This is a genomic window from Hoeflea sp. Naph1 (assembly GCF_046837775.1).
In the GTDB taxonomy this organism is placed as follows: Bacteria; Pseudomonadota; Alphaproteobacteria; order Rhizobiales; family Rhizobiaceae; genus Hoeflea.
The window spans coordinates 3,897,616-3,920,802 of the sequence record NZ_CP177286.1; the positions used below are offsets into that span (position 1 = coordinate 3,897,616).

Sequence of the window (23,187 nt, forward strand, 5' to 3'; positions counted from 1 at the left end):
CTCAGCCTCCGAGTGCCGCGAGCGCGGCGAGGTTGGGGACGGGAAGAATGTCGGTGCCGGTATTTTCCGCCGGTGCACTGGTGCGCAGACCGGATCGCAATTTGGCCGAGCGGGCGCGCGGGTTTTCCGCGCATTCGGCCTCGTTGGCGGTAACCGGCTGCTTGCCGATCGGCGTGAATGTCGCCTGGCGCACGGCTACCAGCGGCATGTGCCGCGAGCCTGACGCCTTGCCGGACCGGTCCTGGAAGAAGCGCTTGACGATCCGGTCCTCGAGCGAATGAAAGCTCACCACCACCAGCCGGCCGCCCGGCTTGAGCGCCTTTTCGGCGGCAAACAGTGTCTGCGCCAGTTCGCCAAGCTCATCGTTGACATAGGTTCTGAGCGCCTGGAACACCCGGGTTGCGGGATGGATCTTGTCCTGCGGGCGGCGTGGTGAAACCCGCTCGATCAGACCGGCCAGTTGCCGTGTGGTTGCAAACGGCTGCTTGGCGCGCTCGGTTTCAATCGCCCGGGCGATCCGTCCCGCGTGGCGTTCTTCGCCGAGAATGCCGAAAATCCGGGTCAGATCGGAAACCTTGGCGCGGTTGACCACATCGGCGGCGCTGACACCGGCCTGGCCCATGCGCATGTCGAGCGGTCCGTCGCGCATGAACGAAAACCCGCGCTCGGCCTCGTCGATCTGCATCGAGGAAACGCCGATGTCGAGAACCAGCCCGTCGAGACTGGCCTCTTCAACATGGTCAAGAAGATCGGAAAATTGGGCCTGAATGAGTTTGAGCTTGCCATCGGCAGCCTCAACCATTTTAGCCCCCGCGGCAATCGCGTCCGGGTCGCGGTCAAAGGCAATGACATCGGCGCCTGCTTGCAGGATCGCGGCAGAGTAGCCGCCGGCGCCGAAGGTTCCGTCGACAATCAGTTCGCCCGATGCAGGCGCCAGTGCATCCAGAACCCCGCGGAGAAGAACCGGAATGTGACGGACAGGTCCGCCTTGGGCGTCAGCATCACCATCGCCCATATCCGCCACCATTCCGTTTCTCCATCCGTTGCGGACGGTCAGGATCTGGCCGTCCGTTCTTTCCGGGCTTGCGACTGCATTGCCTCGAATGCCGCCGGTTCCCAGAGCTGAAAGTGGTCCCCGCGCCCCGCAAACGTCACCTTGTCGGTGATGCCCGTGAAATCGCGAATGAAATCCGTCACCAGAAGCCGTCCCTCGCCGTCGAGCTTCATGAACACCCCGCCGCCGTGAATCAGCAGCGACATCTTGTTGGCCTCGGCCGAGAACGGGTCCTGCGACCCGATCATCCGCTCGAAGCGCTCCAGTACTTCCGGCCCGGCCATCGAGACCGCCGGAAACACGAAATCCTGCCAGACGTAGAGTTCCTCGACAGCGGATCTGGCCAAAACGGCACGAAACATCGAGGGCACCGAAACCCGGCCCTTCGCGTCGATCCTGTTTGTCGCATGCGACAGGAACCGGTTCATGACTCTGTACCGCCGCTTCCGCCTTCTGGCCCCACGCCATCGCCCCCCCGCCTTGTCCCGGATTTTCCACCCATGCGTACCCACTGGCGGCGCAAGCCGCCCGAACGGCTCCTGTGCAGAACCGCGGTCCGAAGGGGGAAAAATCGGCGGATAACCGCCAGCTGATCTTGGGTATTTGGGATACCATGGGCCACCATGGGCGTCAATGGGAACCACTCCCCTTGAAGCCCTCAAGTTTCACCCGTTAATACCTCGTCAAGATTAACGAACCGTTAGGCATGATCGAAGGAACTGGGAAGAACACCCCATGAGGCGATTTGCCCCGCCGCAGCCACACCGTGATCAATCGCAACTTGTTGGCATGCATGGCATGCTGCATGTGTTGTAGCAGGCATGCCCGTGGATTGTTGGCTGGCGAGAATATCCACACAGCTTGCGGTCGAGCTCCTCCACTCTGGATAGCTCCGGCGAAGTTGGGACAACACCTGACGCGAGCGACAGCAGTTCATGCGCACAAGCACCGGTCGGCTGGGTGAGGCAAGGGAGATCGAAAATGGCATCGGAAAAACAGAACAATAGCGTGCTTTATATCGTGGCCGGTCTTGCGATCCTGTTCGGCGTTCTGACCGTCGTCTCCGGTGGATGGGTGCTGTTCGGGGGCGAGGCAACAAAGGCGGCCGCAGGAAATGTCGTTCCCTTCGTGCTGTGGTTCAATTTCCTGTCAGGCTTTGTCTATGTCGCTGCCGGCGCGGGGATTGCGCTGCACAAGGATTGGGGCTCCAAACTCGCAATGGGTCTGGCCATTGCCATCGTCGCCGTTTTTGCCGTTTTCGGCTGGCACGTCTTCACCGGAGGCGCCTATGAGCCCCGCACCGTGGGCGCGATGCTCCTGCGCTCGGCTGTCTGGATCGGCATCGCCATCTATGTGCAACGCCGCGCCTCAACAATGCCCTTCAAACCCTGACCATTTTCGCGCTTAGCAAACCGGCATGACCGACCAAAATGACTCCAGCTGATCCGCCGGCACACCTAACTTGAGTTAATGCGGCGGCGCCATTAAACTGTATAAGATGGCAATGACCCATCCTGCCCACCTGACCTTGCGCACCCGTCTCCGATCTGAAACTGCTGAAGTTCATGCCCGGCTCGACAGCACCATGTCCCGGCTGGATATGGCGGACGCCGCCGACTACGGCTCGTTCCTGGAAATTCACCTGAGCGCACTTCAATCAATCATGCCCCGTCTTGTTGAAAGTGGCTATGAGTTCAGTCATTTGCCTGCCTTGATCGAGCGTGACCTTGAGATTCTGGGCCGCCCATCCAGCCCTGCCAGTATGGCAAGTTTTGGCCCCCTTCCGGGGGATCCGCTGGGCTATGCCTACGTGCTCGCCGGCTCTCAGATGGGTGCGAAAATTCTCAACCGGCGTCGTCTTCTCACCAGCAACGAAAAAGTTGTGCGCGCCGACGCTTTTTTGCGCGATACCATAGCCAGTGACATATGGAACATGGTGAAAATCCGGCTTGAAGACTTCAGCGCCGCCGGACCGCAGCAGGACGACATCATCGACGGCGCGCTGGCCTGTTTTCGGTGTTATGGTGCAGCGGCAAAAACGGGGCTACTGATTAATGACTGACCGGACCGCGAACCCGCGCCAGCAAGACCAAGCCGCAGATCTGACCAATTGCGATCGCGAACCGATCCACATACTCGGCAAGGTACAATCGTTCGGCGCGCTGATTTCGGTATCCTCCGACTGGTTCGTCAACCACGTTTCCACCAACATCGGCGTATTTCTCGACGGCGTCAGCGCTCAGGACCTGATTGGTCGACCACTGGTCGATTTTATCGATGGCGAAGCCATTCATGAAATCCGCACGCAATTGCAACTGCTCGGTAGCCCCGACGCGGTCCAGCGCCTGTTTGCATTCCGCTTGACCAAGAGCGGCAAACTGTTTGACCTGGCGCTGCACATCTCGGGCCGCTCGGTCATCATCGAAATCGAACACCATGTGCAGCAGGACAGGAACGATTACGCTTCCTATGTCCGCACGATGATCGACCGTATCGGCAAGTCTGAATCAGTCGAACAGCTATGTCATGTCGCCGCGAGGCAGGTCAGGGCGCTGACCGGTTTCGACCGGGTGATGGTCTACCAGTTCCAGCCCGATGACAGTGGCCTGGTTATTGCCGAAGCGCTCAAACCGGGAATGGATTCCTTCAAGGGGCTGCACTATCCGGCTTCCGATATCCCCAAACAGGCCCGAACGCTCTACAAGCGCAACCTGCTGCGCATTATCAGCGCGGTCGATGACGAGGGATGGGAAATCCACCCGGCAGTCAGCCCGTCAGGAGAACCGCTCGACCTTTCGCTCAGCACCACACGCGCAGTCTCGCCGATCCATCTCGAATATTTGCGCAACATGGGCGTTGCCGCGTCGATGTCCATCTCGATTCTCAAACGCGGCGAATTGTGGGGCTTGTTCGCCTGCCATCACACCACACCGCACACCCTGCCCTATGACAAACGCACCGCCGCCGAATTGTTTGGCCAGATGTTCTCCTTTGTGCTCGACCAGATGCAGGGCGACATCGAACGCGCGGAGAGGCAAAAGGGCCGGGCGTTACACGACCAACTGATGATGCGATTGGCGGACGGCGCCAGCATCGAGAACAATTTTGACATGATCGCCTCGTCGATCAAGGACGTCATTGCGTTCGATGGGGCGGCAGGCTGGATCGGCGGCAAGTATTACAGCCAGGGATCGACGCCGACCGCCGACGAGTTTCCCGGACTGGCGCGTTTTCTCAACACCACCGCTGCGGGAGCTGTCTTCAGCACCGAAAATCTGTCCAAGGTCTATGAGCCGGCTGCCGATTTCATACACCAATCTGCCGGGATGCTGGTTTTGCCGATGTCGCGCGCGCCACGTGATTATATCGTGTTGTTTCGTGGTGAAGTCGCCAAAAGCGTGTCGTGGGCGGGCAATCCTGAAAAGCCGGTAACCCTGGCATCCGAGGGTGGCAGGCTTACGCCCCGCAAAAGCTTTGAAACCTGGCGTGAAATCGTTCGCGGCCACAGCGCTCCTTGGACATTGTCGGAAATCTACGCGGCAGGCATTCTGCGCGAGACACTTTTGGAAGTGGTGCTGCGGATAAGCGACGCCAGCCTCAAGGAGCGCGCGCAGGCACAGGAACGCCAGGAACTGCTGATTTCCGAGCTCAACCACCGCGTTCGCAACATTCTCAATCTGATCCGCGGCCTGATCAATCAGAGCAAGTCCCACGTATCAAGCATTACCGATTTCACCGAGGTGATCGGCGGCCGAATTCATGCGCTGGCGCGCGCCCACGACCAGATCACCCGCAAGAACTGGAACCCGGCGTCGGTGCATGACTTGATCGCGCTTGAGGTCGAAGCCTATCTCGGAGAAAAGATCGACCGGGTGCGGATCGAGGGCGCCGATGTGCTGCTCGATCCGGGCGCATTTACTACCTTTGCGCTGGTCACCCATGAACTGATCACCAATTCCGTCAAGTACGGCGCCCTCAGCGATCAACGCGGCGTGCTGACGATCACGACGGCACTGGAAGCCGACGGAAGCTTCCGCCTGCACTGGAGCGAAACCGACGGCCCGCCGATCAGCAACCCGCCATCACGCCGCGGCTTCGGCACCACGCTTATCCAAAAATCAATCCCGTTCGAGCTCAAGGGGACGGCTGACGTGCGTTTCGACCCCGCCGGTTTGAACGCCGATTTCATGATCCCGGCGGTCTATGTTTCCCGCATCGAGCCCCGTACCAGGGAGCCTGCCCTAGCCGCCCCGAAACAGAGCCCGGATGCGAAATTGCATCTCGACGGCGATGTCCTGATCGTCGAGGACAACATGATTATCGCGCTTGATGCCGAGGAGTTCGTCAAGGAACTCGGAGCCCGGGCGGTCCACGTGGTGGCCCGGATCGAGGATGCGTTGGCAATCGCTGCCAATGCGATGCTGAGTTTTGCGCTGCTGGATGTCAATCTGGGCCTGGAGACCAGCGAACGGATCGCCGCAGACCTGAATAACCGGTCGATCCCGTTCGCTTTTGCCACAGGCTACGGTGACCAGGCCAGCCTGACTGCGAAATTTCCGGATGCACCGGTAGTCCAGAAGCCCTACTCGAAAGCGGACATCGCCATCGCCCTCATCGAGCTTGCAAGGCGATAACAGCGATAGTAGCCACGTGGCGCGTTCTATCGAACGGGATAATGCCACCGCCATGGCGGATAACACCCGTCTTGCCGCATTGGACTAGGGGCTGTTGACGTTCGGGATTCCCAAATCACCTGACTTCTGATTCAAGGTTGCAAACGGAGGAGAGCAACCTTGACCCGAAGAGTCCTATCCAATTCGCAATGGGCGATCATCGAACCATACTGCCTGGGTAAAACCACCGATCCCGGACAAACCGGACGTGACCCACGACTTTTCATGGAGGCAGTCCTCTGGATCGTCCGCACGGGCGCGCAATGGCGCGAATTGCCGGGTGAGTTTGGCAAATGGAATTCTGTATTCAAGCGGTTCCGCAGATGGGTCAAAGCGGATGCTTTCTATTGTATGTTCAAAGCATTAGCCTCAGACGCCGATCTGGAATACGCAATGATCGACGGTACTATCGTCAAGGTTCATCGCTCGGGTCAGGGCGCAAAAGGGGGACTCTCTGCCAGGCCATTGGACGCTCACGCGGCGGCATAACGACAAAGATACTGGCTCTGACGGATGCGCTCGGTAATCTCGTCGATTTCTGTCTGATGCCAGGGCAAGCTCATGATCTGCGCGAGACCGATGCGTTGATCAGCGGCTTGTCCGCCGGATATTTGCTGGCGGACAGGGCCTTTGACGCGGATTGGCTGCGCAATGGCCTGCTGGATCGCGGCATAACCCCGGTCATACCGCCAAAATCCAACCGGAGGTTCCCGGCAGAGTTCGACAAGGAAACCTACAAATGGCGGCATTTGATCGAAAACTACTTTGGCAAACTGAAGGAAAACAGAGGGATAGCAATGCGCTCTTGCAAAACCGACCAGAGTTTCAAAGCCTTCATCTCAATTGCCGCAACGCTCATTCACACACGGTAAACGTCAACAGCCCCTAATAGGACAAAGCGCCAAGCAACACCGGCCCGAACAGCACCAGCAGGCCCGAAAGGCCGAGCCCCAGTCGCAGTAAATGACTGTAGGCGCCGATCAGGGCATACGAGATCAGTGCCAGCCCGAGCCCGATCTGGATCAGTGCCAGCAACGCATAGGCCGGATCGGTGGCGATTACCATGATCGATGGGTTGGCGATCATCGTCAGCGGGATGATGTAGAGCCCGACGCCAAGGCTCATCGCCGTCAACGCCACTTTCAGCCAGTTCTCGCCAATCATGCCGGCAGCAATGAACACGGCGCCGCAGACCGGCGGGGTGATGGTTGACAACAGCGCAAACCAGAACACGAACAGATGCGCCTGCAGCGGCTCCAGCCCGAGTTTCGACAGCGCCGGCCCGGCCACCGAAACACAGATCACGTAAGCCGCCGTGGTCGGCACTTCCATGCCCAGCACCAGGCAGGCAAGTGCAGTCAGAAACAGCGACGGCCACAGCAATCCGCCCGAGGCCGACAGGATCAGCGAGGTGATCTTGACCCCCAGCCCGGTGATCGACAGCACACCGATGATGATCGAGGCGCAGATGATGATGGCGGCAATCATCGACACCTGCCGCGCGGCGTTGACCACCGCATTCTCCAGTCGCACCACCGTGCGTGCGAGATCGAACCGGCCGTCGGCATGGAAGAACAGCATCACGAAGCCGACCAGGATCGCCAGGCTGGCTGCATATTGCGGCGTCAGATTGGCGACGAACATGCCCCAGATCAGCGCTGCAAACGGAATTGCAAAAAACGCCGAGGTGATCAGCACCAGCCGCAGGTTTGGCCGATCTTCGACAGCCAGCCCGGCCAATTCGTAACGACCCGCATAGGCATTGATGCCGATCCAGACGGCGAAGAAATACAACAGTGCCGGCAACAGCGCCGCCGCCATGATCGCCGTGTAGGGCACACCGGTCAGTTCAACCATGACGAAGGCGCCGGCCCCCATCAGTGGCGGCATGATCTGCCCGCCCGAGGACGCCACCGCCTCGATCGCCGCGGCCAGCCGGTTGGGGTAGCCGAGCCTGGTCATTGCCGGCAGCGTGATCGCCCCGGTGGAGGCCACATTGGCCGAGGCCGAGCCCGAGATCGAGCCGAACAGCGCCGAGGAAATCACCGAGACCTTGCCGGCCCCGCCCTTCAGACGGCCGGCGGCGGCGGAGGCGATGTTCATGAAGCCTTGACCCGCCTCGCCGGCATTGAGCACTGCGCCAAAGATTACGAAGATCGCCACGACGCTCACCGAAACCCCGGTCAGACTGCCCCAGATACCGCCCTCGGCGATCGTCAGCGTGCCGAGATAGCTCGCCAGCGGCGTGCCGGAATGACCGAATTCGCCGGGAATATACTGACCGAACAGACCATAGAGCAGCGCCAGCAGCGCCACCATCGGCAACGGCCAGCCGATCGAGCGCCGCGCCGCTTCCAGCACCACGATCAGCAGCACCGCGGCGATGACAACCTGAAAATCACCCTCAAGGATACCGTACTGATCACCCAGCGCGCTGTGCTGCCAGGCGACCCAGAGGCTTGCCGCGACCCCGGCCACGCACAACACGACGCCACTCGCGCGGGCGCGGCTGCCATCTTTTGTGAACAGGAAGATCCATGGCAGCGCCAGCGCCAGGTGCAGCGGCCGGCTGACCAGATTGGGAACCAGCCCCCAGAAGATCAGCGCCAGGTGAAACGCCACCAGACAGACCGCACAGACGATCATGGTCATCCGCATCATTGTCGGGGTCCTGTCGTTTTGTAGGGGGAAGTCAGAAGAAAACCGCCCTGCCCGAGCAAAAGGCCAGGCAGGGCGAAACCTGTTACTGCTGGTCTGCGGTCAGCTCGAAGCCGGCTTCCTGATAATAGCGGATCGCGCCGGGATGCAGCTTGGTGGTGATGTTGGCCATCAGCGCCTTGTCGACGCCGTTCCACCAGGGCGCGCCCTCGCTCATCGTTGCCTTGCCTTCCCAGAAGGTCTTGGTCAGCTGGTAGGCGGCTTCCTCGTCCATCGCTGTGGTGGCAAAGGCTGCAACCGGCAGCGACGTGGTGGTGATATCGCTGTCCTGGCCATTATAGGTACCGGCCGGGATCACCAGTTTCGAGCGCTTCGACTGGGCAATCTGATCGTCGCTGAGCGACAACACCACCACATCGGTCGACGCGGCAGCTTCAATCACGTTGGGCGCAGGCCATGAGCCGGCGGTGACGAAACCGTCGATCTGGCCGTTCTTGAGCGCCGGAACCGCATTCGACAATTCCACCTCGGCCAAATTGACCTTGCCTTCAAGCCCGAACAGCTTGAGGTATTTCTCGCCTTCGCTGGCGCCAAACGAACCCTTGCCAAGCAGGATGGTCTTGTCTTCCATACCGGCAAAATCAGTCACACCGCTATCAACCGACATGACAAAATGCATGGTCAGCGACGGGATCGGAAACAGCGCCCGGATCTCGTCGAATTTCGGATCACCCTTGCCTTCAAACATCGCCTTGCCGGCCTGCGCCAGACCGACCAACGCCGGCGGCGTAGTGAACACGTAATCGCCGCCGCGGGATTTGGCTTCCATCACGTTCTGCACCGAGCCCTGGCTCTCTTCAACAGTGACGATGATGTCGCCGTTGGTGCCGGCTTTCATCGCCTCGGCGATTTGCACTCCCATTTGGTAGTACGACGAGGATGATTTGGCCGATTTGTAGGTGATGCGCGTTTCAGCCAGTGCGGCCGAGGAAACCAGTGCGGCACACAGGCCCAGCGCGATAATCGCGGTCTTGTTTTTCACGTGTCTTCTCCCGTTTATCTGCAGATGCTCGGGGGCCGTTCGGGAACCGCCCTGTTGGGGCATGTTTTGCACGATTGCGCCGCGACCGCAATTCATGCTGGAGCATGGCGGACTGCCGATTTTCCATCCTTGGAAACCTGACGGCGAAACCGCCGCCGCAAACAACCGCTGGTCCACAACCGCGGCAGCCGGCCAGCCTTACGACCGCGTGGTCACGCTGCCGTCACCGAGCACCACCTTGGTCATCGGAATATCCCAGGGCATCGGGAAGATCGTCTTCATCCGGGCAAAATCCTGCCCCACGCCGATGATCAGCGTGTCGTCGGAAAGCCGCGCCAGCGTCCGGTCGTAATAACCACCGCCATTGCCGAGCCGATACCCTTCCTCGTCGACGCCGAGCAACGGCACGATCACTATTTCTGGAACAATCGGCACCGGGTCGGCGGGTACCGGAATATTCCAGACTCCTCGGGTCATCCTGCTTTCCGGCGTCCAGTGGTGGAACTCCACCGGCTGGTTTTTCTCAACCACCACCGGCAGGCAGATTTGCGCGCCGCGCTCGGAAGCGGCAATCATCCAGTCGCGCAAATTGAGTTCGCCGCGGATCGGCCAATAGGCAGCTATCGTCCGCCCCGAGACATCGCCAAGCATCTCATCAAGTTGCGCGCTTATCCGCTCAGCCATGGCCTTGCGCACATCAAGCGGCAACTCCTTGCGAAGCTGGTACAATTGCTGGCGGCGGGATTTGCGGAAGACCGAAACGTCTTTCCATGTCTGCGGATCGACCACATGGCCGTCCACCAGCATATGCGCAAAACAGGGCTCCGAACCGCTGTCGTCGAAATCATCATCTCTCATGGACGCAATCTAACACCCTGACCAGACGGGTCCACTTGCCTGATTGCGTCATGTTCCGTCTCACGCATAAGTTGGCACGAAAGATTGGTCTCCGCTTCTCTCCATATCAAATCCATGGAGTTGATGGTAAAACCTGCAGATGCCCATCGGTGGCAAACAGCGTGAGAAACGGGTGAAAAAATGCACACATCAGGTTCAGCAAACAGTAACGTTCCATTGCTGGAAGGCGCCCTTCGAAACCCGGCCAACCCCAATCACCTCATGGTCATCAGGCCAATCAAGCGAACGGTTCGGGTGTATGTTGGAGACGCCCTGGTCGCAGAGACAAAAAACGCGCTGCGGGTGATGGAGATGGGCAAATCGCTTTATGATCCGGCGATCTACATTCCCGCAACCGACATCCTCGTCACACTGAAGCCGCTCGACAAGACGAGCCATTGCCCCCTGAAAGGCGATGCCAGCTACGTCGCCCTCAATGACGAAGAAATAGCCTGGAGCTACGACAGGCCTTTGGTCGTTTCAAAGCAATTGGCCGGGCATTTCGCGTTCTGGCCGGACAAGGTCAGGATCACCGAAGGCGATTGACTTGCAGCACAGTCACGCCGCGCATATGCCAAGCCGGTAAATCTGGTCCGCACGCAAAGGGACGATGCACGCGTCAGCACGACGTGCACAAACAGGAAGGGCGACCATAAACCGCCCCTCCCGCGCAATGCATGTGTTGGTTGTGACGCTGTGGTCGCGCCCTATTCTTCGTTGACCGAGGAAACCGCCAGATTGGTCAACTTGCTGTTGGCTGCTTTTTCCTGGTCGAGAATGTCCGACAGCAAGTCATGAGCTTCCTTGTGTCCCAGCACCTTGGCCCATTCGCGCAGGGTGCCGTAACGGGCGATTTCATAGTGCTCGACTGCCTGGGCTGCGGCAATCAGCGCAGCGTTCTTGGCAACGCCGCTGGCTTCCTTGATGATGCCGTCGGTTTCCTTGATCAGCCCTTCGATGGCGTCGCATTTTTCGCCGGAAGCCTTCTTGCCGATGGATTTGAAGACTTTCTCGAGGATCTTGATCTGGCCCTTGGTTTCCTCCAGATGCTCGCCAATAGCATCCTTGAGCTTTTTGCCATTGGCTGCTTCCTGGACTTTCGGAAGCGCCCGGGTCAGGGCATTTTCGGCATAGTAGATATCTTGCAGCGTGTGTTCAAAGGCATCGGACAGGGTCTTCATGGCGAATTTCCTTTCAAATGATGGGGTCACATGAGCGTTGCGGGCATGGTTACAGGCGTCGGGATTGACCTGATCCTGGCGGAAACAGGACTGCCGCATCCCGTCTGGCGCATAACGGCGCAAATGATATTTGGTTCCGCTGAGTGAGCGCAATTCAGCGCGGTGCGGCCGGCAATGACGGGCCGCAACTCAAGGCGCGCTGAGGCGCCGCATCTGCTCAAAAGTGAAAGTGCCAGTCGGCCTGTAAGCCGGGTTTTGTATGGCCTCCGCCCGAGGACGAAAACGTGGCAGCCATTCCTCTGGGATACGCATTACTGCGCACCTCAAGCAACCTACCCGGATGATCAACCCCGGAAAAAGGGCCGGACTTGCGCCCTGCGTCATCCCTATTCGGTCTTGCTCCCGGTGGGGTTTACCGTGCCGCTTCCGTTGCCGGTCGCGCGGTGGGCTCTTACCCCACCCTTTCACCCTTACCCTACCCATCAAATGACCGGACAAGCCGGCGATAAGAAGGCGGGGCGGTATACTTTCTGTGGCACTTTCCCTAGGGTCGCCCCCGCCGGATGTTATCCGGCACCGTTTATCCGTGGAGCCCGGACTTTCCTCACCCTGCTGTCTTTCGACGTTGCAAGACGCGGCTGCCCGGCCGACTGGCGCGCTCTCCATAAACCACCGGGAAGCGGATGACCAGACCAATAGCGGCGGCGCGCAAGCAGGCCGCGGCCTTGATTGCCATCGCAATGCCAGCAAGCCGGAAGGCGAGTCCTGGCGAAATCAACCGCCTGATCCACCACGTCGCTGCAGGCGATGAAATCCCGATCTGACGGCCCGGTTGCTCGGTATGCCATACTGGCCATCACGCCCGGATTATCTTGGAAACATCGGGAACCTTTTGCCGTCCGCCGCGTTATGAGGTGACGGACGCGATGAAACAGGCCTCTCCGAGCTTATTTCATCAACCGTTGGACTTTGCCGCAATAGCGCTTGGAAACCGGGTTCATCCGTTTTGCGCCGTGACCGGCATTGTATTTGAGAATGGTGCCGCAGGTGGTGCCGCCGCCAAGCTGATGCGCCTTGGCGAGATATTTCATGCCGTATTTGATGTTGTTTTCCGGCTTGTAGAGACCCTTGGCCGAGCCGCTGTATCCCATCATCCGCGCCGTCGCAGGCTTAATCTGCATCAGCCCGATCTCACCAGCCGCGCCGCGCGCCTTTGGCCGATAATTGCTTTCCACCGAAATCACTGCATGCGCCAGCGAAAGCGGCACGCCGTAACTCTTGGCATAACTCGAGATCAGCGCGTTGTAAGGCCTCCCCGAATAACCGAAACTCAGGCTGCTTTCCTTGAGCTCGCCTTTCGATTCAGCGGAGCTGGTGGTGCAGCCAGCGAGCACAAGGGTAAGCAGGACCGCCGAAGCAGCCGTCAAAATTGAACGCATTGTTGGTATTACTCCGAGTGCGCCTAGCCCCCCATCAGTGGACGGGAACGGCATGCTGCAGGCGCGTTGCTTGTCAGCGCGGAAGCACATGCAGCCAGTTGCCGATGCGTCATCCGTGCGTTGAAGCCATCTCAATCAAGGCGCGAAGCGGCATATTTATGGCCGGGCAACCTAAAAATGCTGCATCGCAATAAACTTGCGTTGCAGACTGTAACATTCCTATCAAAAACCTTGATGCAGGCCCAAGCCTATTGCTCAGGCTACTGTCGGCAATTCACTCAGCAACTTGTGCAGCGTGCCGATGGTCGACGCGTCGGCAATGCCATCGACCTGTGCCGGACGGAAATGCCGCTGGAATGCGCGCACCGCGGCGGCAGTCTCCTCATTGAAGCGGCCATCGACCTGCAATCCGTAGCCGTAAAGCGCCAACATGGTCTGCAGCGCCTCCACCGGTTGGCCAGCGTCGCCCTGCTGGAAAAACCGCCCCCCGCCAACAGGCAGCGGCTCCACCCAGTGGCCGATTCCCGCGCGGTGCAACTGTTGCCAGGGAAATTTCTCGCCCGGATCCTGCTTGCGCAGCGGCGCGATGTCGGAATGGCCCACCACCCGCTCGGCGGCAATCCCGTGGCGATCGATGATATCGGCGCACAACCCGATCACTGCTGCGATCTGCGCCTCGGGAAAATCCGGCGATCCAGCTTCATGACCGGGGTTGGCGATCTCGATGCCGATCGAGGCCGAATTGATGTCGGTTTCGCCTTTCCAGATGCCCTGTCCGGCATGCCAGGCGCGCGCGGCTTCGGGCACCAGCTGGGTGACCAGCCCGGCCTCGTCGACGAAATAATGACACGAGACCTGGCTTTCCTCGGTGCACAGCCAGTCTAGCGCCGCCTGTGCGGTGGCCATGCCGGTATAATGCAGCACCAGCATGTCGGGATTTCGCTCGTTGCGGCGCGGGCCGTGATTGGGCGATGCCCGGGTTGCGGTGCCGTCGATATCGGGCTGGAAATCGCTCATGCTGCTGCGCGCTCTTTCTCGATGATGGCGAAGGCGTCGTTGAGCGCCGCCATCCGGTCATTGGCAATGCCTAAAAACTCTTCGGGCACGCCGCGACCGCGCAGCCGGTCGGGGTGGCTTTCGGCGGCCAGTGCCCGGTAGCGCTTCTTGACCTCGGCAAATGATGCCGTGTCCGGCAGCCCCAGCACCGCATAGGGATCGATACCGTCGGGGTGCACATGCCGCGCCATGATCCGGTCGAAATGCGGCTCGTCGATATGGAAGATGTCGGCCACGTCGGCGATGAACTCGAGTTCCTTTTCGTGGATCAGCCCATCCGCCTTGGCAATGTGGAATAGCCCGTCGAGCACGTCTTCCAGCATCGCGCAATTGGTCTCGCCGGAGCCGCACATACCCGCTACCCGCGCCGCATAGGCCTGATAACCGGCGACATCCTGCTTGGCCAGATTGTAAAGCCGAGCGACGTTCCTGGCCTCGGACTGCGGCACCGCAAAAATTTCCTGGAAAGCCCGCACTTCCTCGGGCGCGACAATGCCGTCGGCCTTGGCCATTTTCGCCGACAACGCGATCACCGCCACCGAAAACGCCACCCTGCGGCGCGTCTCCGGATCACCGGCAAAAACGGTCAACACAGCTTCGACAACGCTTGAAAAGGCGGTGGAAGCAGTCTCGCCGATGGCGTCGAACAGGCGGTGAAACAAGGACATGCTTTGTCTTTAGGCGATTTGAATATAAAAATCGAGTATAATGCACTGCACAAATTATCAACTATCCATCACTTTGGCGATTGCATTCATTCCCGAAATTCGCTGGACCCGAACCCGGTTGCACCGTTAAGGCGTACCCATGTCCGAAAACCGCCCCTCTGCCATAGACGTCTCGCCCGAACTTGCTGAACCGCCGGCCCATTCCGCTCGTCCGCTGGCGGGCATGGCGCTCGGGCTCGTTGGCGTTGTCATTTTTGGCGCGACCCTGCCAGTCACTCATATTGCGCTTGAAGGTTTCTCGCCCGCCTTCATAACCTGCGCGCGCGCTGTGATTGCCGCAGTGGTCGCCGCCATCACGTTGCTGGTGCTGAAAAAACCCTTCCCGCGGCAGCACGCGCTTTCGCTGTTTATCGCCGGGGTGATGCTGGTCTACGGTTTTCCGGGATTTTCCAGCGTCGCCATGCAGACCGTTCCCGCCTCCCATGGCGGCGTCGTGCTCGGTGTTCTACCGCTGATGACGGCAACCTTTGCCGCCCTGTTCGGTGGCGAACGTCCAGGCCGGGCGTTCTGGGCCTGGAGCATTGCTGGCGCTGCCCTGGTGATCATCTTCTCGCTCTCCGGCGCCGACATCGCGCCCGGCATCGGCGATCTGTGGCTGGGCTGCGCCGCGCTATCCGCTGCCTGCGGCTACGTCATCTCCGGAAAGCTTGCCCGCACCCTGCCGGGCTGGGAAGTCATCAGTTGGGCGCTGGTGGTCACCGCGCCAATTTCTGTGGTTGGCACCATCTTCACCTGGGAATCCGGCATCATCCAGCCCGACAATCATGCGCTGATGGCGCTCGCCTATCTGGCGCTGGGTTCGATGTTTGCCGGTTTCATATTCTGGAACTGGGGCATGGCGATTGGCGGCATTGCCCGCGTCGGTCAGGTACTGCTGATGCAGAGCTTCGTCACGCTCGGCCTGTCCGCACTGCTACTGGGCGAAACCATCACCCCGGTGATGCTCGGCTTCGCCACCGCCGTGGCACTGGTCGTCTGGATCGGCCGCAACGCCAAGGTGGGATCGGCGACGCTGGTTGCCGACCGCCAACCGCCGTCTGTGCCACGTCGAGGTTGATATCGAGCATCCGGGGCCTTCCTGAAGGCTGCCTTGCATCGCAAGACCTTACAAATCGCCACGAATATATGTTGTCGCAAACTGGCTGGTTTTCGCTTATATTTTGCCTATGAGATTACGACGAAATGAAAAGGAAGCAGTCATGACGGAACAGAAACCCTCTCAGGACTCTCCGGCAATACCTGGTGGCATGATTGTCTCCTCCCATCATCTGGCAACCGAGGAAGGCTGGCGCTCGTCCGAGTTCGAATACGGCCTGATCCTCGCCTATAACGGGTTTGCGCGCTGGATCGGGCGCTGCACCGTTGCTGCAGGCTACAGCGGGTTGACCACGCTGGAAATTCTGGTGCTGCATCACATCCAGCACCGCAGCCGCAAGAAGCGGCTCTCCGACATCTGTTTTCAGCTCAACATCGAGGACACGCACACGGTCAATTACGCGCTGAAGAAACTGCAGAAAGCAAAACTCATAAGCGGCGAAAAGGTCGGCAAGGAACTGTTTTACAACGTCACCAAGGAAGGCGAAGCACTGTGCAGTAAGTACCGCGAAGTGCGGGAACAGTGCCTGGTGGAAAACCTCAAGCACATTGAAAACCTGCCCAAGGACTTAAGCGAGACAGCTACCGTGCTGCGTACCCTGTCAGGTCTTTATGATCAGGCCTCCCGCGCCGCAAGTTCGCTGTAGGCGCTCGACGCTCACGCACGTCAGTTGCCCATCAGTGACGGCAGATAGGTGGCGATGCCCGGAAATATTGTGATCAGCGCAACTGCCAGCAGCAGCAGCAGGAAAAACGGCAGCGCCGCCTTGGCGATGCGCAGGATATCGAAACCGGTCAGGCCCTGAATGACAAACAGGTTGAAGCCGACCGGCGGCGTGATCTGCGACATCTCGACCACAATCACCAGATAGATCCCGAACCACAGCGGATCGATGCCCGCTTCCAGGATCATCGGCATGATGATCGACGTGGTCAGCACCACCACGGAAATGCCGTCAAGAAAACAGCCCAAGATGACGAACATCACGGTCAGTGCCGCCAGCAGCGCGTAGGGCGAGAGCCCCATCCCGGCAATCCACTCCGCCAGATGCCGCGGGATACCGGTAAACCCCATCGAGACCGACAGGAATGCCGCACCAACCAGAATGAAGGCAATCATGCAGGAGGTGACAGTGGCGCCCATCAGGCTTTCCCGCAACATATTCCACGACAGCGACCCGTTGGCCCAGGCCAGCACCACCGCCAGCACCACGCCAACCGCCGCGGCATCAGTGGGAGAAGCGACGCCAAGATAGATCGAGCCGATAACGCCGATGATCAGCAACAAAACCGGTACCAGCCGGCCCGATGCCCGGATCTTGTCGATCAGCGGCATATCTTCATCGTCGCCGGGAATGCGGGACGGAAAGATCAACGCATAGGCAATCACATAGGCCGAAAACAGCGCTACGAGCAGCAGCCCCGGCAGCACACCCGCCACGAACAACCGTGCGATTGATTGCTCGGTCGCAACCCCGTAGACAATGAGAATGATGCTGGGCGGGATCAACAACCCCAGCGTTGCCGAGCCGGCCAAGGTGCCCAGCACCATGTCGGTCGGATAGCCCCGTTCCCTGAGTTCAGGAACCGACATCTTGCCGATCGTCGCCGCCGTCGCCGCCGACGATCCGGATACAGCGGCAAAGATCGCGCAGCCGAACACATTGACATGCAGCAGCCTGCCCGGCAGCCGTCTGAGCCAGGGCGACAGACCGGCGAACATGTCCTGCGACAGCCGCGAGCGCAGCAGAATCTCGCCCATCAGGATGAACATCGGCAGCGCCGCCAGCGCCCAGGATGTGCTGTGCCCCCACAAGGTCGTGGCGATGATCGGGCCGATCGGCGCATTGGACATCAGCAACATGCCGAAGGCGCCGGTCAGCATCAGCGCAAACGCCACCCAGACGCCAGCTCCCAGCAACAACAGCAGCGTCACGAAAAGTATGATGATTGCGGTGATATCGCTCATCAACAGAGCCTCATTCCGTGTTCATCTGCACGATGACCGGCCGCCCGAGACGGATGGTCTGAATCGTCAGATCGATGAGGGCGATGGTCAGGATCACAAGTCCGGCCAGAACCGTGGATTGGGGAATGTAAAGCGGGATGGCGACAATGCCGGACGACATGTCGCCAAATTCATAGGATTCGTGGACCAGCCTGTACATGTAGAAGCTCGAGTACCCGGCAACTGCGGCACATAGCGCCAGGGCAAACGCTTCGGCCGCCAGACGAAACCCCGACGGAACCAGATTGAGGACCATTGTCACCCGTATGTGCCCCCCGCGCATCAACGTGTAGGCCAACGCCAGAAACGTCGATGCCGCCAGCATGTAGCCGGCAAAATCCGCATAGGACGGAATTGTCAGGTTGATGTCGAAGGGGCCGTATTTGGTGATCAGGTTCAACAATACCTGGGCGGTAACCAGCAGGCATATCGCAGCAATCAGCCCTGCCGAGAGCAGCCCGCTTCCGGTGTAGACACCATCAAGTAGTTTACGCACATTCCCCTCCCGCTGGTGCGCCCGTGACGCCACCCCTACATGGGCACAGCGACCGCTGACGGGCAACCCGCCAGCGGTCGACAGTCAATCAGTTCGCGTAATCAGCGACGATTGCCTTGGCCTGTTCGGAGGCGGTTTCTTGCCACTCAGCCTGCATTTGCGCGCCGATTTTCATCAGACCTTCCAGCAGCTCAGTGCTCGGCTCGACCACAACCATGCCATTCTCCTCGAGAACAGCGGTTTGCGCGTCGGTTTCCTTCATGCTCATTTCCAGACCGCGCTTTTCGGCAGCGGCTGCAGCTTCGAGCACGGCAGCACGCGTCGCATCATCAAGCGCATCAAAGGCAGCCTTGTTGACCACGACAATATTTTTGGGAACCCAGGCGTTGATCGGGGTGTAATGGCTGACATAGTCCCAGGCCTTGCCATTGGCACCAGTCGATGGCGAAGTGATCATCGCTTCGACCTGGCCGGTGGAAAACGCCTGCGGGATATCGGGCACTTCAACCTGGGTAGGTGCAGCGCCGGCGAGAGTGGCAAACTTCTCGAGCGCGGCGTTGTAGGACCGGAACTTGAGACCCTTGAGGTCGTCGACAGTCTTGATTTCCTTGTTGGTGTAAAGCCCCTGAGGCGGCCACGGAACGGCGTACAACGGCACCAGCTTCTGCTTGGCCAGAAGTTCGGTGATCACCGGCTTCTGTGCTCCCCACAGCTTCGCAGCCTCCGCATAGCTGGTGGCCAGGAATGGCTGTGAATCGAGCCCGTAGGCAGCATCTTCATTGGCGAGCAGCGAGAGGAAAAACTCGCCGATCTGCACCTGCCCACCGCGCACGGCGTTCTTGATCTCGCCATGCTTGATCAGCGAACCGGCAGAGTGAACGGTAATATTGAGGCCACCATCGGTTGCCTTCTTGATCTCATCTGCAAATGCATTGATGTTGACTGTGTGGAAGGTCCCATCCGGATAGGGCGTGGGCATATCCCAATCCGCCGACAGCGCTGGGATCGAAAATGTCGCGGCAAGCATGCCTGCGGCAAGGGTCAAGGCGAGTGTGTGTTTCATATGCTTCCTCCTCCGGATTTGACGCAGATCGCGCCCTTGTGAACGGACACTATAGACTGCAAACCAACTTGGGTTAAATGTTACGTTGACAATTTGTCAGCGTTTTGTGAGAAGATCAACTTAATAATTCGAACCGCAAGCTTTGCGCGCAGGGAGACACCGATGACGCACTCTGAGTTTTGGGATTTCTGGATCGACCGCGGCGGCACCTTCACCGATATCGTCGGTCGTGCACCCGATGGCACCCTGCATCAGCGCAAACTGCTGTCGGAAAACCCCGAAGCCTATCCCGACGCCGCCATCCAGGGCATCCGCGACCTGCTGGGCGTTGATGCTGATGCGCCGATTCCCTCGAACCGGGTCGGCCACGTCAAGATGGGCACCACGGTGGCCACCAATGCGCTGCTCGAACGCAAGGGCGACCGCACGCTGCTGGTCATCACCAAGGGTTTTCGTGATGCGCTGAGGATCGCCTACCAGGCCCGCCCCGATATTTTCGCCAAGGAAATCATTCTCCCCGAGCAGCTTTATGAACGGGTCATCGAAGTCGAGGAACGCATGACATCGGTCGGACGCGTGCGCCGCACTCCCGACATTGATCCACTGGAGATTGAGCTGGCCAAGGCCCGCGCCGATGGCATCGATTCGGTGGCCGTGGTGCTGATGCATGCCTGGCAGAACCCGATTCACGAAACTCTGGTCGAGGCCGCCTGCCAGCGCGCGGGCTTTTCCCAGATCTCGGTCAGCCACCAGGTCTCGCCGCTGGCCAAGCTGGTCGGTCGCGGCGACACCACCGTTGTTGACGCCTATCTCTCGCCGATCCTGAGACGCTATGTTGATCGCGTCGCAGGCGTGCTCGGCGCCACCCCCTCGGGCGAACCCGGCCCGACACTGCAATTCATGATGTCCTCGGGCGGGCTGACGGCAGCCGACATGTTCCGCGGCAAGGACGCCATTCTTTCCGGCCCCGCCGGCGGCGTTGTCGGCATGGTCGAGACCGCAGCCCTTGCCGGCTATTCCAAGGTCATCGGCTTTGACATGGGCGGAACTTCCACCGATGTCGCCCATTATGACGGCGATTACGAGCGCGCCTTCGACACAGAAGTCGCCGGCGTTCGCATCCGTGCACCGATGATGCGAATCCACACCGTTGCCGCCGGTGGCGGCTCGGTGCTGCACGCCGACGAAGGACGGTTTCGCGCCGGTCCAGATTCCGCAGGCGCCAATCCCGGCCCTGCCTGCTACCGCCGCGGCGGGCCGCTGACCGTCACCGACGCGAATGTCATGCTGGGCAAGCTGCCACCCGAATTCTTCCCCGCCATTTTCGGCCCCAATCAGGACCAGCCGCTCGACGCCGACACGGTGCGGGCCGCCTTTGCCGATCTCGCCAAGGAGCAGCCGGGCAAGACCGCCGAGGAAATCGCCGAGGGCTTCATCACCATCGCCGTTGAAAACATGGCCAACGCCATCAAGAAGATCTCGGTCCAGCGCGGCTATGACGTTACCCGCTACCTGCTCAACTGCTTCGGCGGCGCCGGCGGCCAGCACGCCTGTCTGGTGGCTGACGCGCTGGGTATGGAATCGATCCTGATCCACCCCTTTTCCGGCCTGCTGTCAGCCTATGGCATCGGCTTGGCAAGCGTCTTTGCCTCGCGCCAGCAGGCGCTGATCAAGCCGCTCGGCGAAGAAAGTCGCCCCAAGATTGCACAGCTCATCGATACTCTGTGCAAGGCCGTGTTTGAGGAACTGGCAAGCCAAGGCGTGCCCGATGGCGCCATCAGCTGGCGCCCGCTATTGCAGTTGCGCTATGACGGCACCGACACCACCATTCCCGTGGCGTTTTCGGATTTCGATTTCGACGCCGCCCGCACCGAGTTCGAAGCCGCCCACAAGGCCCAGTTCGGCTTTGTCTATGACGACAAGCCGGTGATCATCGAAGCGATCTCGGTGGAAGGCGTCGACGATCGCGAAGACAACCGTGTCGAGCCCGAACACCCGCTGACCGACGGCGATGTAGATCAGCACGAAACCCGGCCGATCTATTGTCAGGGCGAGTGGCGTGACGCCCGCGTCATCCGTCGCCAGGGACTCAAGCCCGGCAACCGTGTCGCTGGCCCGGCGCTGATCATCGAGCCCAACCAGACCATCGTCATCGAGCCAGGCTGGGAAGCCCGCATCAATGCCCGCGACCACGTCGTGCTGACGCGCTATGAAAAGCTCGAGCGGGCGCTGGCAATCGGCGCCGATCAGGCCGACCCGATCATGCTCGAAGTGTTCAACAACCTGTTCATGTCTATTGCCGAACAGATGGGCGTGACGCTTCAGAACACCGCCTATTCGGTCAACATCAAGGAACGGCTGGATTTCTCCTGCGCGGTGTTCGACCGCACCGGCGCACTGGTCGCCAACGCCCCGCACATGCCGGTGCATCTGGGCTCGATGGACCGCTCGGTGGAAACCATCATCCGCCTCAACGAAGGCGACATCCATCCCGGCGACGTGTTTGCGCTCAACGCCCCCTATAATGGTGGCACCCATCTGCCCGACATCACCGTGGTTACCCCGGTATTTTCCGATGACGGAAGCGAAATCCTGTTCTGGTCAGCCTCGCGCGGCCACCACGCCGATGTCGGCGGCACGGCACCCGGCTCAATGACGCCGCTCGCCACCACCGTCGACGAGGAAGGCGTCCTGATCGACAATTTCCGTATCGTCGAGCGCGGCCGTTTCAGGGAAAAGGAGCTGATCGAACTCCTCACCAATCACCCCTACCCGGTCCGCAATGTCACCCAGAACGTCGCTGACCTGAAGGCCCAGATTGCCGCCAATGAGAAAGGCGTGGCCGATCTGCGCAAGATGGTGGCCGATTTCGGGCTCGATGTGGTCGAGGCCTATATGGGCCATGTCCAGGACAATGCCGCAGAAAGCGTAGCCCGGGTGATCTCCACACTCTCGGATTGCGAGTACGAATACCCCACCGACACTGGCCAGGTGATCAGGGTCAAGATCTCGGTCGACCGCGAGAAGCGGGAAGCGACGGTGGACTTCACAGGCACGTCGGACGCCATGGAAAACAACTTCAACGCGCCCGAGCCGGTGGCCCGCGCCGCCGTGCTCTATTGCTTCCGGGTGATGGTGGAAAAACCGATTCCGATGAATGCCGGCTGCCTACGGCCGATCCGCATCATCATCCCCGAAGGCTCGATGCTCAAGCCGGCCTATCCGCGCGCCGTCGTGGCAGGCAATGTCGAGACCTCGCAGCATGTCACCAACGCGATTTTCGGCGCACTCAGCGCGCTCGCCAACAGCCAGGGCACGATGAACAATCTCACCTTCGGCAATGACAAGCACCAGTACTATGAGACCATCTGCTCGGGCTCACCGGCGGGTTACGAGAATTCCGGTCGGGGCTTCAATGGCACCTCGGGCGTTCATACCCACATGACCAATTCACGGCTTACCGACCCGGAGATCCTGGAAATGCGCTTCCCCGTGGAACTCGAGGATTTCCATATCCGCGAAGGGTCGGGCGGCAAGGGTCGCTATTCAGCCGGCAATGGGACCCGGCGAACCATGCGCTTCCTCGAACGCATGGACATGGCCATCCTCTCTTCGCATCGCAACCGCCCGCCCTTGGGCATCAATGGCGGCGGCGAAGGCCAGGTCGGCCTGACCCAGATACGCCGGCTTGATGGAACTGTCGAAACCCTCAAGGCCTGCGACCAGACGGTGCTGGAAGCCGGTGAAGCGGTGATCCTGACGACGCCCACCGCTGGTGGCGCCGGCAAGGCCTGAGC

Annotated in this window: 21 protein-coding genes and 1 other RNA gene; 9 read left to right on the forward strand and 13 right to left on the reverse strand. The window is 60.0% G+C overall.

Annotated elements, in window-relative coordinates; genetic code table 11:
* Window position 1: 1 nt before the first annotated feature.
* Entirely contained in the window at window positions 2-1,027 is a 1,026-nt protein-coding gene (gene rsmH, locus ACK6D9_RS18735; RefSeq protein ID WP_412049664.1) for a 16S rRNA (cytosine(1402)-N(4))-methyltransferase RsmH, read from the reverse strand.
* 26 nt (window positions 1,028-1,053) lie between these two features.
* Window positions 1,054-1,482 (reverse strand): division/cell wall cluster transcriptional repressor MraZ, encoded by a 429-nt coding sequence (mraZ, locus tag ACK6D9_RS18740; protein ID WP_412049665.1) that lies wholly within the window; start codon window positions 1,480-1,482, stop codon window positions 1,054-1,056.
* Window positions 1,483-2,035: 553 nt separating this feature from the next.
* On the opposite strand from mraZ, the gene ACK6D9_RS18745 reads away from it, so the two are divergent.
* The 4 genes from ACK6D9_RS18745 (at window position 2,036) to ACK6D9_RS18760 (ending at window position 6,599) form a co-directional block, all read left to right on the forward strand.
* A complete protein-coding gene (locus ACK6D9_RS18745; protein WP_412049666.1) occupies window positions 2,036-2,446 on the forward strand; it encodes a hypothetical protein in 411 nt (136 codons plus the stop codon).
* 112 nt (window positions 2,447-2,558) lie between these two features.
* Window positions 2,559-3,116: a biliverdin-producing heme oxygenase gene (locus ACK6D9_RS18750; RefSeq protein ID WP_412049667.1), complete on the forward strand. Its 558-nt coding sequence runs from the start codon at window positions 2,559-2,561 to the stop codon at window positions 3,114-3,116.
* On the forward strand, window positions 3,109-5,688 hold the full coding sequence (locus tag ACK6D9_RS18755) for an HWE histidine kinase domain-containing protein (protein ID WP_412049668.1): 2,580 nt from the start codon (window positions 3,109-3,111) through the stop codon (window positions 5,686-5,688). The genes ACK6D9_RS18750 and ACK6D9_RS18755 overlap by 8 nt, the downstream gene beginning before the upstream one ends.
* A 159-nt stretch (window positions 5,689-5,847) precedes the next feature.
* Window positions 5,848-6,599, forward strand: a protein-coding gene (locus ACK6D9_RS18760; protein ID WP_412049012.1) for an IS5 family transposase whose coding sequence is annotated in 2 segments (ribosomal slippage) — window positions 5,848-6,181 and window positions 6,181-6,599 — 753 coding nt in all. Because the reading frame shifts where the segments join, the coding sequence is not laid out codon by codon here.
* A 13-nt stretch (window positions 6,600-6,612) separates the two neighbouring features.
* Here ACK6D9_RS18760 and ACK6D9_RS18765 read toward each other — a convergent pair.
* The 3 genes from ACK6D9_RS18765 to ACK6D9_RS18775 form a co-directional block, all read right to left on the reverse strand.
* Window positions 6,613-8,379, reverse strand: coding sequence for a TRAP transporter permease (locus tag ACK6D9_RS18765; protein ID WP_412051845.1), 1,767 nt, complete (start codon window positions 8,377-8,379; stop codon window positions 6,613-6,615).
* Between the two features lie 91 nt (window positions 8,380-8,470).
* A complete protein-coding gene (locus ACK6D9_RS18770; protein WP_412049669.1) occupies window positions 8,471-9,427 on the reverse strand; it encodes a TAXI family TRAP transporter solute-binding subunit in 957 nt (318 codons plus the stop codon).
* A gap of 198 nt (window positions 9,428-9,625) precedes the next feature.
* Window positions 9,626-10,285: a 5-formyltetrahydrofolate cyclo-ligase gene (locus ACK6D9_RS18775; RefSeq protein ID WP_412049670.1), complete on the reverse strand. Its 660-nt coding sequence runs from the start codon at window positions 10,283-10,285 to the stop codon at window positions 9,626-9,628.
* A 261-nt stretch (window positions 10,286-10,546) separates the two neighbouring features.
* Here ACK6D9_RS18775 and ACK6D9_RS18780 point away from each other — a divergent pair, with 261 nt between their 5' ends.
* A complete protein-coding gene (locus tag ACK6D9_RS18780; RefSeq protein WP_412049671.1) occupies window positions 10,547-10,870 on the forward strand; it encodes a DUF427 domain-containing protein in 324 nt (107 codons plus the stop codon).
* A gap of 161 nt (window positions 10,871-11,031) precedes the next feature.
* Here ACK6D9_RS18780 and ACK6D9_RS18785 read toward each other — a convergent pair whose 3' ends face one another.
* Together ACK6D9_RS18785 and rnpB are read right to left on the reverse strand one after the other, a co-directional pair.
* Complete coding sequence (locus ACK6D9_RS18785) at window positions 11,032-11,505, reverse strand: ferritin-like domain-containing protein (RefSeq protein ID WP_267653476.1); 474 nt, start codon at window positions 11,503-11,505, stop codon at window positions 11,032-11,034.
* 228 nt (window positions 11,506-11,733) lie between these two features.
* Window positions 11,734-12,159: RNase P RNA component class A (gene rnpB, locus ACK6D9_RS18790), an RNA gene on the reverse strand.
* 29 nt (window positions 12,160-12,188) lie between these two features.
* Between rnpB and ACK6D9_RS18795 the strand changes: the two genes are divergently transcribed.
* The gene (locus ACK6D9_RS18795) at window positions 12,189-12,329 is read left to right on the forward strand and encodes a hypothetical protein (RefSeq protein WP_412049672.1); all 141 of its coding nucleotides are present in this window, start codon (window positions 12,189-12,191) and stop codon (window positions 12,327-12,329) included.
* A gap of 123 nt (window positions 12,330-12,452) precedes the next feature.
* Here the strand turns inward: ACK6D9_RS18795 and ACK6D9_RS18800 are convergent, their stop codons facing one another.
* From ACK6D9_RS18800 to ACK6D9_RS18810, 3 genes are all read right to left on the reverse strand, one after another.
* Window positions 12,453-12,944, reverse strand: a complete 492-nt coding sequence (locus ACK6D9_RS18800) for a lytic transglycosylase domain-containing protein (RefSeq protein WP_322987984.1) — start codon at window positions 12,942-12,944, stop codon at window positions 12,453-12,455.
* A 255-nt stretch (window positions 12,945-13,199) separates the two neighbouring features.
* Window positions 13,200-13,961 (reverse strand): N-acetylmuramoyl-L-alanine amidase, encoded by a 762-nt coding sequence (locus ACK6D9_RS18805; protein WP_412049673.1) that lies wholly within the window; start codon window positions 13,959-13,961, stop codon window positions 13,200-13,202.
* Complete coding sequence (locus tag ACK6D9_RS18810) at window positions 13,958-14,668, reverse strand: DnaJ family molecular chaperone (RefSeq protein ID WP_322987982.1); 711 nt, start codon at window positions 14,666-14,668, stop codon at window positions 13,958-13,960. The genes ACK6D9_RS18805 and ACK6D9_RS18810 overlap by 4 nt, the downstream gene beginning before the upstream one ends.
* A gap of 139 nt (window positions 14,669-14,807) precedes the next feature.
* On the opposite strand from ACK6D9_RS18810, the gene ACK6D9_RS18815 reads away from it, so the two are divergent.
* The gene (locus ACK6D9_RS18815) at window positions 14,808-15,785 is read left to right on the forward strand and encodes a DMT family transporter (protein ID WP_412049674.1); all 978 of its coding nucleotides are present in this window, start codon (window positions 14,808-14,810) and stop codon (window positions 15,783-15,785) included.
* 142 nt (window positions 15,786-15,927) lie between these two features.
* Window positions 15,928-16,470, forward strand: coding sequence for a winged helix DNA-binding protein (locus tag ACK6D9_RS18820; RefSeq protein ID WP_322987980.1), 543 nt, complete (start codon window positions 15,928-15,930; stop codon window positions 16,468-16,470).
* Window positions 16,471-16,490: 20 nt separating this feature from the next.
* Here the strand turns inward: ACK6D9_RS18820 and ACK6D9_RS18825 are convergent, their stop codons facing one another.
* From ACK6D9_RS18825 to ACK6D9_RS18835, 3 genes are all read right to left on the reverse strand, one after another.
* The gene (locus ACK6D9_RS18825) at window positions 16,491-17,792 is read right to left on the reverse strand and encodes a TRAP transporter large permease (protein WP_412049675.1); all 1,302 of its coding nucleotides are present in this window, start codon (window positions 17,790-17,792) and stop codon (window positions 16,491-16,493) included.
* Between the two features lie 10 nt (window positions 17,793-17,802).
* Window positions 17,803-18,327: a TRAP transporter small permease gene (locus ACK6D9_RS18830; RefSeq protein WP_412049676.1), complete on the reverse strand. Its 525-nt coding sequence runs from the start codon at window positions 18,325-18,327 to the stop codon at window positions 17,803-17,805.
* An 88-nt stretch (window positions 18,328-18,415) separates the two neighbouring features.
* Complete coding sequence (locus tag ACK6D9_RS18835) at window positions 18,416-19,390, reverse strand: TRAP transporter substrate-binding protein (RefSeq protein ID WP_412049677.1); 975 nt, start codon at window positions 19,388-19,390, stop codon at window positions 18,416-18,418.
* 162 nt (window positions 19,391-19,552) lie between these two features.
* On the opposite strand from ACK6D9_RS18835, the gene ACK6D9_RS18840 reads away from it, so the two are divergent.
* Window positions 19,553-23,185, forward strand: a complete 3,633-nt coding sequence (locus tag ACK6D9_RS18840; protein WP_412049678.1) for a hydantoinase B/oxoprolinase family protein — start codon at window positions 19,553-19,555, stop codon at window positions 23,183-23,185.
* Window positions 23,186-23,187: the final 2 nt, after the last annotated feature.

Bases quoted from the DNA above. Each gene is read 5' to 3' on its own strand.
- ACK6D9_RS18825 (WP_412049675.1), bottom strand. From the start codon at position 17,792: ATGAGCGATATCACCGCAATCATCATACTTTTCGTGACGCTGCTGTTG.
- ACK6D9_RS18745 (WP_412049666.1), top strand. From the start codon at position 2,036: ATGGCATCGGAAAAACAGAACAATAGCGTGCTTTATATCGTGGCCGGT.
- ACK6D9_RS18800 (WP_322987984.1), bottom strand. From the start codon at position 12,944: ATGCGTTCAATTTTGACGGCTGCTTCGGCGGTCCTGCTTACCCTTGTG.
- ACK6D9_RS18805 (WP_412049673.1), bottom strand. From the start codon at position 13,961: ATGAGCGATTTCCAGCCCGATATCGACGGCACCGCAACCCGGGCATCG.
- ACK6D9_RS18840 (WP_412049678.1), top strand. From the start codon at position 19,553: ATGACGCACTCTGAGTTTTGGGATTTCTGGATCGACCGCGGCGGCACC.
- ACK6D9_RS18780 (WP_412049671.1), top strand. From the start codon at position 10,547: ATGGTCATCAGGCCAATCAAGCGAACGGTTCGGGTGTATGTTGGAGAC.
- ACK6D9_RS18785 (WP_267653476.1), bottom strand. From the start codon at position 11,505: ATGAAGACCCTGTCCGATGCCTTTGAACACACGCTGCAAGATATCTAC.
- ACK6D9_RS18810 (WP_322987982.1), bottom strand. From the start codon at position 14,668: ATGTCCTTGTTTCACCGCCTGTTCGACGCCATCGGCGAGACTGCTTCC.
- ACK6D9_RS18815 (WP_412049674.1), top strand. From the start codon at position 14,808: ATGTCCGAAAACCGCCCCTCTGCCATAGACGTCTCGCCCGAACTTGCT.
- mraZ (WP_412049665.1), bottom strand. From the start codon at position 1,482: ATGAACCGGTTCCTGTCGCATGCGACAAACAGGATCGACGCGAAGGGC.
- ACK6D9_RS18775 (WP_412049670.1), bottom strand. From the start codon at position 10,285: ATGAGAGATGATGATTTCGACGACAGCGGTTCGGAGCCCTGTTTTGCG.
- ACK6D9_RS18835 (WP_412049677.1), bottom strand. From the start codon at position 19,390: ATGAAACACACACTCGCCTTGACCCTTGCCGCAGGCATGCTTGCCGCG.
- ACK6D9_RS18765 (WP_412051845.1), bottom strand. From the start codon at position 8,379: ATGACCATGATCGTCTGTGCGGTCTGTCTGGTGGCGTTTCACCTGGCG.
- rsmH (WP_412049664.1), bottom strand. From the start codon at position 1,027: ATGGTGGCGGATATGGGCGATGGTGATGCTGACGCCCAAGGCGGACCT.
- ACK6D9_RS18750 (WP_412049667.1), top strand. From the start codon at position 2,559: ATGACCCATCCTGCCCACCTGACCTTGCGCACCCGTCTCCGATCTGAA.
- ACK6D9_RS18795 (WP_412049672.1), top strand. From the start codon at position 12,189: ATGACCAGACCAATAGCGGCGGCGCGCAAGCAGGCCGCGGCCTTGATT.
- ACK6D9_RS18820 (WP_322987980.1), top strand. From the start codon at position 15,928: ATGACGGAACAGAAACCCTCTCAGGACTCTCCGGCAATACCTGGTGGC.
- ACK6D9_RS18755 (WP_412049668.1), top strand. From the start codon at position 3,109: ATGACTGACCGGACCGCGAACCCGCGCCAGCAAGACCAAGCCGCAGAT.